Consider the following 14,484-nt stretch of genomic DNA (forward strand, 5'->3'; position numbering starts at 1 on the left):
TTTGGACTTTCATGAATTTTCTTAACTACAAATAAATATAAAATAACGCTTTTAAATTGATTTCTCAGTATGCATAAACCATATGTCTAATAAACATAGATACGTCTATACATGACTTAAAATCACATAACGAAGCACAACGATTAACTTGTTATTTTTTGCTTTCCTTGTAACTATAGAAGCTATCATTCCTTCATGAATACGGTTAAAAACACACTTAAACATACAATCTAAAGGTAAATATGCCAATATGTTTAGATGCTCTTATTAATCATCAAAAGAAAGCGACTTGATACACTTTAAAGTCAACAAGCACTAGGGAATTAAAAATATGGACATTCAATTTACAACTACAACTCAATATGTTGATTGGCAACAAGTATGTGCACTGTTTGAGGCTGTTGGCTGGCCAGCCCGTAGCCCCATTCAACTAGAAAGTGCATTTAATCACAGCACATTTAAGTACTTCGCTTATTACAAGGGTGAGTTAGTTGGCGTGGGGCGCACTGTCGATGACGGAAGTTTTTACGCCTGGGTAGTCGATCTCGCGGTTCACCCTAGCTACCAAGGGAGTGGCTTAGGTACAACGATACTAAGTAAGCTAGAAAAATGCTTAAGCTCATATATTACAACCATGCTCACTGCGGCACCGGGAAAAAGTGGCTTCTACGAAAAACAAGGCTGGCAGAAACAAAGATCTGCATATATTTTTCCTAGATCAGACGAGCAAATAATAGAATTTGTATCACCTGAGGAAGAGAAAAATGCCTACTAATTTTAGACCTTACAGTGAAATTGGTAATATTATAAACTATTTTAAAAACAGGGATAGTATTTAATAACACCGAAAATCATCTAACAGATAATCTGTAATTAAATCTAATCCATTAAATTTAAGGGGCATGCATATAATTAGCTGCCCCTAAGCATAATACTCACATACCATTATGGTTTAGTCAATAAAACCTTATTGGCTAGACTAACTGCACTCAAATTAAAAGCCAGTTTCATAAGATGCATAAGCGGTATTTGTTCTCTCCCAAGTACCATCTTTATATAGAATTAATGCAGATGCCGAAGCGCCAGCGTATGCACGAATTGTCACACCACAGCTAGTGCCACCACTACAGCGAGCAGAGCCACTCCACTGAACTTCTTTGATAGGCTTAGTTACATTTTTTAAGTAAAAACGTCCTGATGTTGAATTACCGAAAGAAAAATCAAAACCATCACAGTGTGACGTGCCATTTCCCCATGAATGATTAGTAGTATTACCTTTTGGATATACATCACACACAAGCTCAGCAGACAAAGCAGAACCAGCAAAGAAAGTACCAGCAAGAAGTGTTAAAGCTTTTAGAGTTGTTTTCATTTTTATATACCTATTTATTATTTTGTTTAACGCAAATGCGTATTTACAAGGTAGTAAATGAACAGGCGTTCAGTCAACACTGCAATAAACACCTAAAAAATCAAGCCGACATAAATAAAAGTCAAAAAATCAAATTAAAGCACTGTTTTATATTGATAAAAATGTAAATTAGCGTCTCAACCACCTTCTTAAAAAAAATAATTTAAAAATTTATAAAACCTATAGTTCCCACTATCTGACATTAATTTATTACATATTTATTTCCAATCAAAAACATAACACACTGAAAAATATAGTTATAAACTAGACATAAAACTAATTATTTAACTTTTATAGCATTTTTTACAAAATCCCAATGATTAAAAGTCACTTCACGTTACTTAATTATTACTTCTTTGTTCCTAAATAAAATTAAACCTACAATGAAAAACATAATGTTACAAATAAAATAAAGACTGAAGAAGAAGTTTAATTATTGAGCTATCTTAAATGGCAAGTTTAACTTGTTCCTCACAAATTTTGTACGAATTTAAAACAGTTAAATTTGTCAGAGATTTTAATTAAAATTAATGTACTTACACAAATAAAGTGCCGTATTTAAACATCATAACAGAAGAAGATTTCTTGTCGCTGTGTAGCCATTCATAATTCAAGAACCAAAAACGCATGAATGCGAATAGAGAAATGATCATACCAACTTATGCCGATATAACTTAGGCTCGATTACTGAACACCATTTAGACTGTGCTCATCGTACATTCACGGATAGCATTTGAAACGCACTAAGCACACAGAGAATTACACAATAGTTTAACTTGAAAAAAACAACTGAGAAACATAACATCCCACTTCCCAGATAAAGAAACGTTACGCGATTTATAAAACATTCCATAACTTAACGATTAAAGTTTCAATCACTTTAAGGACAAAAAATGAAAATCAGAAAAACGCTAACGAGTTTAACGCTAGCCAGCTTAGTTTTTAGCCTAAGCGCATATGCAAAACAAGATATTACATTCAAATTGGCCGCTACAACTGATGGTGTAACCCACTCAGTGCCTATGCCAATCATGGGGCAAAATGGATTCACATTCGACATACTACTCGACTATCAATACCAAACTAACGGCGGTCGATGCATTATCTTATATCATCAGGACTCCTGTACAATCGAAAACATGAACGGCGCAGTGACGCTCTCAAACATTCACTGGGGCAGAGCGTCAATTAACGGATCTATTCAACAGATCTCTAGCTGGATGTATGTTAATCCACAAGAGACAAGTTCAACCGTTTTAATTCCATCGAGTAACGTACACTTTTACTACATAAATAATGAGAAGCCATCTTCAACACTCAATGTATATGGTCGTTCATCTTTGCAAGTAAGCAATTACGGCAGAGCAAGCATGCAAACAACCAAAAATGCGAATAATGCTGGGTTTGAAATTGCGCGCGTGCCAGCGAGTACCTATCAAACCGGTGTTAAGTTCCCTATGATGGCGGGCTGTATGAATTTAGCGGTACTCAATACAACCTCATCTAGCATTGCTCGCGTTAACTTTACGCAAGCAAATCAAACAACAGGCCCCATTACAACAACACTTTGCGTACCAGGGAATGATACAACTACCTTTGTTGGTATAGATGCAAAAGCAGAGCGTATCGCCAATATAACCTCTAAAGTACCAACAGAGCTTAAACATTTATATTAAAAAGCCTTTTTAGGCATATTGCCAGCCTTCATCCATTGAATGTCATGTTGTCTAAATTATCGTTAAGCCAACATGACAACCCAAAAAGCCATAAATATTTATAAGTTATTCTTAAAGCACTCAGTCCCGCGTAATGTCTATGTAATGTAATTACTTTTGTCGTTCTTTTAAGCTATCAAAACACCATAGATAATCAAACGGAATAAATATGTGTACTGACCTCGTACTTAGCTCATCATTGGCATCACAAGATAATCTATCAAAAAGCTTAATTTCACTCCCTATCGTTTCTTGTAGAACACCAGACTACAGCAATGTCTGTTCAAGTAATATCGTAATTGCCGTATTCAATATATTCCTCGAAGGCAAGAATTCAATAACGTACTTAATTCACCAGAGTTAAAGCCGACGATAAAAATAATAGTCAGGCTAATCGAAAATCTAATATTTAAACACTCCCAACACAACAAGGAAATATTATGTCTTCAAATATTGAAATCACTTATATCAATAAATCTATGAACAAAGATCTACCTAAAATTTTTGTTTTCACTAAAAATGAAACTCCTACTTTTGATGCTTTGAAAGAAGGTGTTGCTTGGCGTGTTATACCTGATATTGGCCGTGCGTCATCTAGCACATTTGTATTCCCAGTAGACACCAGCGTAGGTGCAACTTGGCAAAGTGGTCAAAACAAAACGCAAAAGCTAGAGTCTATTATTGGTAAGCGATATACAGTAAGCAAGGACGATACAGGTGTCGTGCTTGCAGCCAATGGCAGTGCATCAGATACTAAATCCATTGACGTAAACAACGATGTCAATGTACCTAACGGTATCAGTGCTCAACTATATAAAGATGGCAAGCTGATGATGGAAAAGAAAATCGTAGGCTTTGGCCAAAAAGCAACCTTTGTTCTTAAGCCTAAGCTCTATTGGGGTGTTGCTTCTGAAATCGAAGAAAGCCAATTACTTAGTTCTGCAGTGTTAAATACTGACAGCTTTTTTGAGCAAGATTTAGAAGGTGTGAGTAGAGCAACAGTTTCACTTAACGGTAATGCCGAAGAAGGGTATAGCTTTAAAATTGAACACCAAGAATAATATAACGCATTTACCCATAGTAATTTTACCAAGCAAAGCAGACATAATGACTAGAAACTAAGAATATTTAGCCAAACAGTTTATCGTAATTGAATGTAAATGTGCTGCGACATTAGGTCGCTATTATGCTTTAAGAGCCTAGTTTTATCTATCATGTTTCCTTAATTACAGCTAAGGCTCAATTGTGAGCTTTAGCAACTTGACTCTGTTTAATAGCAATTGCTTTCAGTCTAATTTAAAGCATATAAAACTATAACCTTACCCAAAAGCCAATCAATATTTCCTTCCACACTGGGGTTATAGGCTTTTAGATTTATAACTGAACCTAGTACTTTTTAAAACATAACGCTTACCACACATTAGGCGCTCGCCGAGGCCTTTAAAAAACGTAGCCAGACCTAATTTACTATCAATTCTATCGCTCAAGTCTCTAAAGTTGTATTCGCATTTAACTCTAAAATACTCATATGGAATTAATTTTATTGGCGAAAACATCACATAGTTAACCTATAAAGAGTACATCTCAGTAAAACTGATGAAAATGTTACTTAAGCTTAGACCTAACATCGAAAAAATCATGCATGCTCGATGCCCAACCACTGGAATACCACCGTCCCTTTCATGAATAATTTATTCGACCATAGTCCAACTTGGCAAATGTTAAAGTATAAAATATCCTCAAAAAGCTGATATTCAAAAGCTTTAATGTCAGCATTTTGAATACGCAACAATTCAGCATAAGCGCTTTAACAACGCTTTTGCTCGACAAACATGTAAAGGGATACTTATGAAAGTATATAAATTTAATAGCGCGGGGCTACTTGGCCTGATATTAATGTCTGTAACTCAGTTTTCTTATGCACAAGATCAATATCAAGAATTTACTGGCACCCACCAGCCGTTTAAGCAAACAAGCAACAAGGTGGTTGGCACCTACATAGCTAACTGGTCAGATCCAAGCTCCATTGATAACGTGCCAGGAGATAATTTAACCCATATTTTATATGCGTTTTTAAGGGCTTGTGGGCCAGGACAGCTCCCAAATGACGCCACAGTATGTGCCAATAAACCCGACTATGTCCTCGCAGAGGACGAGACTACTGTTGATAAGCAATTTGCAGCCAAGTTTTTGCAGTTAAAGCAAAAATACCCTCACCTCAAAATCCTACCTTCGGTCGGGGGCTGGGGCGGCTCGGATACTTTCCCCCCTATGGCGAAAGATCCACAAGCGAGACAAATATTTGTTCAGTCTGTCGTCGATTATCTGCGTGCACATCGTGCTTTTGATGGCATTGATATAGATTGGGAATGGCCAAATACACCAGCAGAAGGCGGTCACTATGCCGATTTAATGCAAGACTTAAGAGCTGCCTTCGATGCCTTAGAAGTAGAACTTGGCAGAAAGTACTCGATCACCAGTGCTATAGGTACTCATGCAAATAATGTCCGGAACATAGATTACGAACGTGCAGCACCTTATCTTGACTACATCTTTTTGATGACATACGACTTTTTTGGCGGCTGGTCTAAAAGTAACATTGGCCACCATACCTCTTTAGATGCACACAGTGCAAACATCGCCGCTCATGGGGTCATGCAAGGGGTACAAAACCTGCTCAATAAAAGTGTCCCTGCCAACAAACTGGTTGTCGGCGTGGCCAAATATGCACGAGGGTTTGACGGTGTCAGTTTAAGTGCGTCAGGTACGCATATCGGCGGGCAAGCAACAGGGCTATTTCCTAAAGCGGTTCAGCCATGGGATGAAGAAGGTGTAGGCACTTACACCCGCATAGTCAATGAAGTCATCGGCCAAAATGGTCAAGGGATCAATGGCTTTAATATCCGCTACGATGCAGACTGTGATTGTCACTATGCTTGGAGAGAAAGCGATGCCGCCTTCGTCGGCTTTGACCACCCTGCCAGTGTAATTAAAAAAGCCCAATACGCATTAACCAGTAATTTAGGAGGTATATTTGCTTGGGAGTACGCCCAAGACAATGGCGATATTCTCAGCGCGATGAATTACGGTATCGGAAATAAATGGGTAGGAAACTCCAATCCAGGAGATGGTGTGTGCAAAGGGGTTGCAAATTGGCGCGCCGAAGATGTCTATCTTAGAGGCGATCAAGTACAGATAGACAATCGTTTGTACGAGGCCAAGTGGTATTCAAGTAATCAACACCCTGCACAATATTCAGGCCGCTGGCAGGTGTGGCAATTTATCAGTGCGTGCCAATAACCTCCAATAGAAAACTTTAACTGCTTATATTTGTATAAAAAAAGCGAGTACGAGAATGTTTACCGCACCTCTACTCGCTTTACAAATTAGACTAATAAACCCGCGCTTTACTCCACTTCACAACCACACACAGAGCCAGCCGATGTATTGATATTCGTCCAGTTCCCATTCCACTTGAGGTAGCTTCTGGCATTTTTACATGTGCCTTTACGTTTTGCTTTGTCTTTTTGCAATGGGTCGCCACCACAAATGAGTGCCGCAAAATCATTTGACGTAATTTGGCTAATTGCATTCACATCGGCCGCTTTTCCTTGACCTGTTACAATGTCGATAAAGCTATGGCTCAGCTTTTGGCTGGTAATGTTGTTACTCATCTTTTGCCCTGTCCCTGAATACTCATGACAGCCAAAGCAGTTACTGGAAAACTCATTGTTCAAATTAACATGTTGAAAATCAGTTTCAGCGACACTATTTGCCAATCGTAAAGACCCGCGTTCATTCGGGACACCTATGCCACCAGAACTTTTCGCCGTATCACTCACCCAGATAGCACCCACATTGAAGTAATTGTTTAACCTCTGCATATCAGGAGAAGCGTTTGTCGTTGAAAGTGCCTCATACAAATGCGCATTCTGTGACACGATATTAGCTAAATTCTCTCCCGCTTTGTGGTCACCTGAAGCCGTTCCATATGGATAAACCACACAAATATTCGTAGGTGCTCCTGTTGCAGGCCCATTCTTTAACTCTGGTTGATTGAATTTACACGTATCAGGATCCCTGTTTAAACTGTCTGGTAAACCAGCTGTACAAGTCTTTTCGGCGAATAGCCATGGCATAGCCTGCTCACCTTGCGCATCACATGTCGGAGAATTCGCTTTGTACTCATAAGTTGCCCACACGAATTCAGGATGGTCCTCTGTTGCGACAGCAATATGCATCCCAAGCAAACCCAATGTTTGTGACTGACCGTCAATCATTTGTTGTTGGGTAACAAAGCTATTCGAGCTTTTTTCACGTTCACTCAATACTTTCCAAGCAAACTTGAGTTCTGTAGTACCGGATGGAAAATTGATAATCCCCTTTTTGCCCAGCTCCACAGCACTGGCAGACAAGTCACACAGTGATTTATTAAATCTCACGTCGTAATACACAACATTGCCATCTTGTGCGTAAATCGAAGCACCGCCTCCCGCTTGGCCAGTAGAAATCGATGACTTTTGTAACGACGTTCTTAAGCTTTTCGGGCTTTTTATATTGTCACAAGAGTTGGCTGGCGTGTTGAGGCTGTCATCGTTAAATTCAAGCAACGGATAGTTGGCATCAACCTGAAAATTTCTCAGCGCTGGATTTTCAGAAGATGGCGACATCAAGTACAAATAGGCTTGCGTCGAAAACTGATAAAAGTCACAAAAGTTTGATGAACCATCAGGTCCACTCTTTTTAACTTCCTGTGGAAACGAGGGGCTCGTGATCCAAGTCGGATCTACTTGGCAGTCATAAGTATTTGCAGGCCCCCCCTGAACATAAGCATTAGCTGAAGCAGTCGCGTCTGCTCTCGTGTTTGCCGAATTATAACAAGCTGTAAGCTGCACAATTGATAGCGCGATAACGCTAGTGAATATGAATTTTTTAGACGGTGTTTTCATTTCAATATCCCAATTTATAGTGGCTTGGCCAACTATGAACATTCCATAATGATGTGTATCTGACGGTTTGTAGCACTTATAAGGTTTGCACCGATGGTGTGAAAAAGGTATTACACGCAATTACATTAAATTACGATTTTGATTTGATTGGTGAAAAAGCACAATAATGCAAAAAGTGAACCTACCTGAGGTATATTAGTAAAGTAGCTACTCTACGACGATGCGCTTGCAACGCATATCATCTTGAACCTATAGAAATGGCAGTACCATGACGCGCTATTTTTTCCTTCAATTCAGCATAGAGCGCATCTTTATCATCATTAGATATCGTATTTATGACATGACAGTTGTCATGAGCATCGTTCACAAATAGCCTGCCCATACTTTCCAAAAAATCGTCTCTGAAGTGGGGAGCTGAATTCGTTCTGACTTACCCAATAAAGAAACGCAGTGAACAATCACATGATTTTTATCGATGTAAATTTCAACCTCTCTGGCAAGCAGCCATTAACCGCAATTTCAAATTGTCCGTCAGTAATGGATGACCTTGATAGTTATCATTTATTTTAAAGCCGCTTACAAATAAGTTATTAATAAAGCCGCTTACAAATAAGTTATTAATAAAGCGGCTATAAGCATTACCTATCAGTTAGTTAAATTATTAGCCCATGGATAGCTCACACTTTTTCCGTGTCTTTTCTAAGCTGCGATATGGTTTTTCCGTATTCAGCTTTAAAACAGTGACTAAAATAACTGGGAGATGAAAATCCAACATCTTCAGCAATCTGTGCTACCTGTAACCCAGAATGTATGAGGTTCAATGATTGTCTTAGTCGATATTTTCTTAAATATTCTGAGAAGTTATGGTCCAGAAGATGTGCCAGTTTTCTGTTTAACTGTCGCTCACTAACATGCATCTCAGAAGCTGCCATAGTCCGGCTAAATGCTTCATCTTGATAATGCTGCTCAATTACTTTCTCAAACTTTAAGATAAATTCATTATCAAGCTTCATCAGATCATTTTCAGCATCCAATACGGGTTTAGTGGTTCCCAAACTCCTACCTAAACTTTGGCGCAGCATTTTTCGGATAGAAATTAAGTTCTCAATCCGCACAATCAGTTCATGATTATCAAATGGCTTACCAATATAGTCATCTGCATGATGTTTCCAGCCTTCCAACCTGCTTTCGCTGTCACTTTTTGCTGTCAACATAATGATCGGAATATGGCAGGTCAGTTGGTTCCCCCTCAAAGCATGGGTAACTTCATAACCGTTTAACTTAGGCATCATGATGTCGGTAATGATCAGATCTGGGATTGAATCTGTCGCTTTTTCAACGCCTTCCAGTCCATCACTTGCGGTTAAGCAATTATATGATGGCGCCAATAGCTGCTGTAAAAACCCGCTTAATTCTGAATTGTCTTCAATAATTAATACGTTAGATTTGCCTTCCTGATACTCATATGGCGCTGAATACGTTTCATTAGGCATGTCATGCATTAGTGAAGACATATTTAGGTGTGTTGTGGTTCTTTGAGTTTCCTCTTCAATGAAACAGTCTCTGGATACTTCACATTCGACAGGAAATTCCAATGAAAACTGACTGCCTTTACCCTTGGTGCTACGTACTTTCACTTGCCCTTGGTTTGCAAGCATGAGCTCTTGTACTATTGATAAACCTATGCCAGAGCCACTAATGAACTCTTTATTGTCAAGCGATGGTAAACGGTGAAATTTTTCGAAAATGACTGCCTGATCATGCTCATCGATACCAACGCCTTCATCTGAAACAGTGAGCACAAATAATGCGTCGTTTTTTTCAAAGCTCACTCGCACCTCACTCCCCTTTGGTGAAAACTTAACTGCATTGGAGAGCAAATTGCTCACACAAATTTCTAAACTGTCAGACACCAAGCGCAAGTAGACACCACTTATACTCGACCGGGATATTGTCATAGCACGATCACTAAGTGCCGACGTATAAGAGTCAATAATCGCATCTAAGCTTTTATCGACGTCGTATACATGAAGTGTATGTTGTGGCTTAGACTCTAATTTAACCAGCTGTAATAATTGATCTACGAGATTTTGTAAAATCAAAACGTTTTGCTTTGCAATGGACAGTATTGCTGTGTGTTGAGCTTTTTGCACTTGCCCCATCAACTGCTCTATGGGACTTAATATTAAAGTTAATGGCGTCCTCAGCTCATGAGAAATCTGCGTAAACATATTGTTTTTTTCTTTGAGCAAAGACGCTATCACATGGTGCTTTTGTGCTAATTGTTCATTGGCTTCTTTGAGCTGCACCGTTTTTAAATCTACAGCTTGAGATAACTCGTTTGCTTTTAGCTTAAGCGCTCTTTGCTTTAAAAATACAATTATCCAAATTAAGCTCAGGCCAATACCAAAATAAATGGCATATGCTGGCCAAGTTCTCCAAGGAGGTGATAACACTTTTATATCTAACGAGTGCTCCTCCACTGAATTTGTTGGCGTGACCTTGAATGCATGAATGCCATACTCTGGCCAGTTTTTAAAAGGAGATGGCAGCACTTGTTCATCAGAGCTTTCTTGTTTATCTTCAACTCGCTGAGTGTCAGTTTTATAATGATTCAGTTTACTTAATCGGATCGAAAACAAACCATCTTGATGCGTGAGCTCTAAGTCGTTAGATTCTTTAAAAGGGAGCTTTTCTTGAACGTCACGATCTGCATTCGTAATTTTATGCTCAGTTAAAACTGGTAGAGATTGAACACCAGACTCAATATGTGTTTTTAGTCTGCTCGGGTTGAAATAAGGAACGCCATTATGTGCAGTAAGATAAATATGTTTCTGGTCATCAACCTCAATGGTCTCTGCCCCTTTATCAATATACCCTTGCGTTTTTAATATATCGAGTAAATCAAGGATATCAGGTGATATAAAACGCGGCTCATTCAGTCGAGTACCTTGCACAGTCACGCCTTGGTCTGTGCCATACCAAAGTTTATCGCCGCTATCTTGCAATACTGAACGTGTAAGTGACTGATTTTCTTTTTTCCAATCCTGATGACTAATCAAAGAAGCCGCCGAAACAGCGGGCAAGGCAGATAGGCATAACAGCCACCTATGGATTATTTTCTTCATATTATTCTTCTTGTTATTTAATTATATTGGGGTAGCCCCCCAACAACTTAAACTATCAAATAAATCAAAAAATCCAACCCCTCTAAGTTGATGATTTTAAAGTAAAGAAATATCAATGTCTCGAATCTGCTAGTCACAGTCTCAAAATTTATAACTAAATTTCTTTTTCTTCGATAGCTTTATTCCATGCAAACAAGGGGGAATAAGTTCAGCCTCGTTCTGTAAGAGTTAATTTTTCAGACAGTGTGTAGAATTTTAAAATATTGAAAAATTATATTTCACCCTTGTTTTCTAAAAGTTACAAGCCACTTTTTATAAAAAAGTTGGCTAACTTCACCTACAAATTAAAGGTACCAAAAAACCTTTATTAACGTAGCTAAAATTAAAACACCCAATATATAAGGTACTATTATGAAACTTAAAATGAAGAAAAAAGCCATTAAATCTCTGTCTAACAATGCTCGCCTTCAAAATGCACAGACACCAAATATAGGTGGCGGTGCTGGAGATGCTGCAAACTCACACCTAAGCTATTTAAGCTGTTACTGCGATTCGCATGACCTAAATGTTTGTTCATACACTTGCTGGTAAGATATAAGTTCTCATACGCCAAAAAGAGTATGAAAAGTTGGGCCTAGGCCCAACTTTTAAACCTGATGAGGTTTTATTGGCAGGGAATGCTAACGTGAATCTATTTCGATTTATTCTAAATTTCTTCTTTATATAAAAACCTCATCTATATTTTTAGCCGCAAACTATTATTGGCAATAATTATCTACAAACGTTAAATCATTAATATGCTCTGGTGCGTCCATAACATAGGTAGCCACTGCTGTTTGTGGATCAACGCTATAAATTTTTGCGTTTTCACCTGAAACTCTTCCCGACACATACAATGTACCGTCATCTGCAATAGCTAAACCAGATGCCCAGTTAATTCCGTGATCGCCTATCCAAGTTAACGCCATAGAAGCATCATCGATTGTATACAGGGATTTACCCGTTAATACGTATAATGTGTTGTTATCAGCAGAGTATGCAATGTCTCCATGAGAGAAAGAGTCGCCTGAGTAACGCATCTTGCCCAACACGGTTTTTTCACCCGTTTGTAAGTCGTAGTCATACATGTAGGTTTTGCTTGTGGCGCGCAAAGTTTGCCCATTGGCTGTGACGGTAGAACGATAAATCGGCCAAGATTTGGCATCAGCCTCAGCAACCTGCACACCGGTTTCTAAGTCCAGTGACCAAAGCTTTGAGGCTTTTGTGCCTGAGTCTAGCTGCTCCATAAAATACAGCTTACCATTATGGCTCGCAATATTTGACGCCGTATTTTGGGCACCCGCGACGACACTATACGTGCTTGTCTCTAAGTCAAACTTATAGACATACCCCGTTTGGGCTGAGCCATAATTATTAATGCCAAAAATACCCGTGTGGCAAGCTTGCTTTTCAGTTACAGCGACGTCGTCAATAAAGCCCCCTAAACTATCGTTAGTTCCGGTACCCGTGAAACGGATCTCTGAACTAGTTGAAGTCGCTTCTACAGACAAAGTGAAAGATTGCCACCCTCTTTGCGTGGCGTTTAAACTTAATACAGTTGTGCCATTCCACTTAACATCCACCTTATTTGTTTGGCTATTCCCTTTAACTCGCGGTGAGTAGTAAAATGACACTTCATATGTTTTTCCAGCTTCAGTCGCAAGCGATTGAAATACACTGTGATTAGCCGTTGAGTCTAGCTCGATATATTGCTTACCGTTAGCAGCAGTAATGATCCCAAGGCGAGATGTTTGAATTTCAAATTTCGCCCCTTCACTTTGCCACCCTGTCACTGAATCGAGTAATGTCCATTTTGACTTCACGACATCCTGCTCAAACGACCCGTTTGTTACTAAATTGCCTGCATTTGCAATTTGCGAAGCAAAAAGCGTAGATATTGCAAAAAGAGATAATTTCATAAAGTAGTTCTCCAGTTTTTAGCTACATTTAAAACACAATTTAAAGTCAATTTATCTATTAAATTCAAAAATTTAGATTCATAAATAAAGTTCAGTTAATGCTAGGTTGATATCTTCACTTATAATCAAGTTGCACAAATGATGCCTAAACTGAAAGAGGTGTTTATCAATCTGGTGATTGCTACAAAAGAACAAGATATTGTCTGCGGCTTTTTAAACGCTTTCTCACTTGCAAAAAAGTGCACAGGCACAGCGAATGTTGACGGTTTTGATATTTAAAAACTGAATAAATATTGGGGGGTAAAAATAGGTCAGCGACTTTACAGTCGTTGACCTATCGAGAAAACCGAGCAGATAAAAGAGTCAGATCTTGTCGCTTGATTTTCCAAATTTTGAAGGTTAATTTCCGTGCCAGTAAAGCTCTACAGAAATAATTGTAATAACATGCGTATGCCTGTGATAAGCAACACAATAGAAAATACTTTCTTGAGTTTTACTGCGTCCAACTTCGCTGCGAGTGATGCACCAACTGGCGCAAACAACACGGTTAAAGGCACAATGCATAGGAACGCAACGAGGTTAACAAGCCCAAACGTACCGATAGGAGCATCAGCAGGTGATTGGCCTAAAATGAGCATAGTCGCAGCGCCTGGCAAAGAGATAATTAACCCGATGGCAGCGGCTGTCCCCACCGCTTTATGAGCTGGATAGTTATAAAGCGTGAGCAATGGAACAGAAATAGTGCCCCCACCAATACCCACCATTGAACTGAATAACCCAATTGAGGTACCCATTGTCGCTTGTCCAGCTTTACCCGGTAGGGATTGAAATAAAGCTGACTTGCCCGTTCGAAACAGCATATTCAGAGCTGACAAGGTCGCGATAATACCAAATAATCCAGTCAACCAAGTACCATTGACGCGTGTTACCAACCAACTTCCTACCAAAACACCGATAAAGATAAACACAGCCCAACGCTTTAACAGATCAAAATCGACATTGCCTTTTTGATTGTGCGAGCGAATTGAGCTGATAGAAGTTGGAATGATTGTCGCTAACGAGGTTGCAGTTGCAATGACCATGGCTGACTCAGGCGATACGCCAAAGCCTTGGAACACAAAAAATAGCACCGGCACAATAACAATACCGCCGCCGACACCCAGCAAGCCTGCCAAAACCCCTGCAAATGCACCTGTTGCAACCAGTGCGATGAGTGTTGAAATATTATTACTTAAAAACTCTATCATAGTGTAAATCAACAACGTTTAATTAAAATAAATAAAACCAACAAACGGAAAACCCATTTGTTGGTTATGTGTCAGA

At 39.0% G+C, this 14,484-nt stretch carries 11 protein-coding genes; 6 read left to right on the forward strand and 5 right to left on the reverse strand.

Going from position 1 to position 14,484, the window contains the following annotated elements:
* The first annotated feature begins 331 nt into the window (after nt 1-331).
* Nucleotides 332-775: a GNAT family N-acetyltransferase gene (locus tag AC2CZC_RS20855; RefSeq protein ID WP_484583265.1), complete on the forward strand. Its 444-nt coding sequence runs from the start codon at nt 332-334 to the stop codon at nt 773-775.
* 219 nt (nt 776-994) lie between these two features.
* On the opposite strand, the gene AC2CZC_RS20860 is transcribed toward AC2CZC_RS20855, so the two are convergent.
* Nucleotides 995-1,372, reverse strand: a complete 378-nt coding sequence (locus tag AC2CZC_RS20860; protein ID WP_484583266.1) for a hypothetical protein — start codon at nt 1,370-1,372, stop codon at nt 995-997.
* Nucleotides 1,373-2,304: 932 nt separating this feature from the next.
* On the opposite strand from AC2CZC_RS20860, the gene AC2CZC_RS20865 reads away from it, so the two are divergent.
* The 3 genes from AC2CZC_RS20865 (at nt 2,305) to AC2CZC_RS20875 (ending at nt 6,426) form a co-directional block, all read left to right on the forward strand.
* Nucleotides 2,305-3,087, forward strand: a complete 783-nt coding sequence (locus AC2CZC_RS20865; protein WP_484583267.1) for a hypothetical protein — start codon at nt 2,305-2,307, stop codon at nt 3,085-3,087.
* A gap of 479 nt (nt 3,088-3,566) precedes the next feature.
* Nucleotides 3,567-4,187, forward strand: coding sequence for a hypothetical protein (locus AC2CZC_RS20870; protein ID WP_063362976.1), 621 nt, complete (start codon nt 3,567-3,569; stop codon nt 4,185-4,187).
* A 787-nt stretch (nt 4,188-4,974) separates the two neighbouring features.
* Nucleotides 4,975-6,426 carry a glycosyl hydrolase family 18 protein gene (locus AC2CZC_RS20875; protein WP_484583268.1) on the forward strand — a complete coding sequence of 484 codons (1,452 nt, stop codon included), beginning with the start codon at nt 4,975-4,977 and terminating at the stop codon, nt 6,424-6,426.
* A 107-nt stretch (nt 6,427-6,533) separates the two neighbouring features.
* Here the strand turns inward: AC2CZC_RS20875 and AC2CZC_RS20880 are convergent, their stop codons facing one another.
* Nucleotides 6,534-8,075, reverse strand: a complete 1,542-nt coding sequence (locus AC2CZC_RS20880) for a mannan-binding protein (RefSeq protein ID WP_484583269.1) — start codon at nt 8,073-8,075, stop codon at nt 6,534-6,536.
* Between the two features lie 677 nt (nt 8,076-8,752).
* The gene (locus tag AC2CZC_RS20885) at nt 8,753-11,203 is read right to left on the reverse strand and encodes a hybrid sensor histidine kinase/response regulator transcription factor (protein WP_484583270.1); all 2,451 of its coding nucleotides are present in this window, start codon (nt 11,201-11,203) and stop codon (nt 8,753-8,755) included.
* 411 nt (nt 11,204-11,614) lie between these two features.
* Between AC2CZC_RS20885 and AC2CZC_RS20890 the strand changes: the two genes are divergently transcribed.
* Nucleotides 11,615-11,794, forward strand: a complete 180-nt coding sequence (locus tag AC2CZC_RS20890) for a hypothetical protein (RefSeq protein WP_484583271.1) — start codon at nt 11,615-11,617, stop codon at nt 11,792-11,794.
* Between the two features lie 167 nt (nt 11,795-11,961).
* On the opposite strand, the gene AC2CZC_RS20895 is transcribed toward AC2CZC_RS20890, so the two are convergent.
* On the reverse strand, nt 11,962-13,161 hold the full coding sequence (locus AC2CZC_RS20895) for a DUF642 domain-containing protein (RefSeq protein ID WP_484583272.1): 1,200 nt from the start codon (nt 13,159-13,161) through the stop codon (nt 11,962-11,964).
* Between the two features lie 138 nt (nt 13,162-13,299).
* On the opposite strand from AC2CZC_RS20895, the gene AC2CZC_RS20900 reads away from it, so the two are divergent.
* Entirely contained in the window at nt 13,300-13,440 is a 141-nt protein-coding gene (locus AC2CZC_RS20900; RefSeq protein WP_484583273.1) for a hypothetical protein, read from the forward strand.
* Nucleotides 13,441-13,583: 143 nt separating this feature from the next.
* Here AC2CZC_RS20900 and AC2CZC_RS20905 read toward each other — a convergent pair whose 3' ends face one another.
* Nucleotides 13,584-14,408, reverse strand: coding sequence for a sulfite exporter TauE/SafE family protein (locus AC2CZC_RS20905; RefSeq protein WP_484583274.1), 825 nt, complete (start codon nt 14,406-14,408; stop codon nt 13,584-13,586).
* Nucleotides 14,409-14,484 lie beyond the last annotated feature (76 nt).

The sequence above is a fragment of the Pseudoalteromonas sp. MMG033 genome, assembly GCF_057197785.1.

Excerpts from the sequence above, each read along its gene's own strand:
- AC2CZC_RS20855 (WP_484583265.1), top strand. The coding sequence starts at position 332 with ATGGACATTCAATTTACAACTACAACTCAATATGTTGATTGGCAACAA.
- AC2CZC_RS20860 (WP_484583266.1), bottom strand. The coding sequence starts at position 1,372 with ATGAAAACAACTCTAAAAGCTTTAACACTTCTTGCTGGTACTTTCTTT.
- AC2CZC_RS20865 (WP_484583267.1), top strand. The coding sequence starts at position 2,305 with ATGAAAATCAGAAAAACGCTAACGAGTTTAACGCTAGCCAGCTTAGTT.
- AC2CZC_RS20870 (WP_063362976.1), top strand. The coding sequence starts at position 3,567 with ATGTCTTCAAATATTGAAATCACTTATATCAATAAATCTATGAACAAA.
- AC2CZC_RS20875 (WP_484583268.1), top strand. The coding sequence starts at position 4,975 with ATGAAAGTATATAAATTTAATAGCGCGGGGCTACTTGGCCTGATATTA.
- AC2CZC_RS20880 (WP_484583269.1), bottom strand. The coding sequence starts at position 8,075 with ATGAAAACACCGTCTAAAAAATTCATATTCACTAGCGTTATCGCGCTA.
- AC2CZC_RS20885 (WP_484583270.1), bottom strand. The coding sequence starts at position 11,203 with ATGAAGAAAATAATCCATAGGTGGCTGTTATGCCTATCTGCCTTGCCC.
- AC2CZC_RS20890 (WP_484583271.1), top strand. The coding sequence starts at position 11,615 with ATGAAACTTAAAATGAAGAAAAAAGCCATTAAATCTCTGTCTAACAAT.
- AC2CZC_RS20895 (WP_484583272.1), bottom strand. The coding sequence starts at position 13,161 with ATGAAATTATCTCTTTTTGCAATATCTACGCTTTTTGCTTCGCAAATT.
- AC2CZC_RS20900 (WP_484583273.1), top strand. The coding sequence starts at position 13,300 with ATGATGCCTAAACTGAAAGAGGTGTTTATCAATCTGGTGATTGCTACA.
- AC2CZC_RS20905 (WP_484583274.1), bottom strand. The coding sequence starts at position 14,408 with ATGATAGAGTTTTTAAGTAATAATATTTCAACACTCATCGCACTGGTT.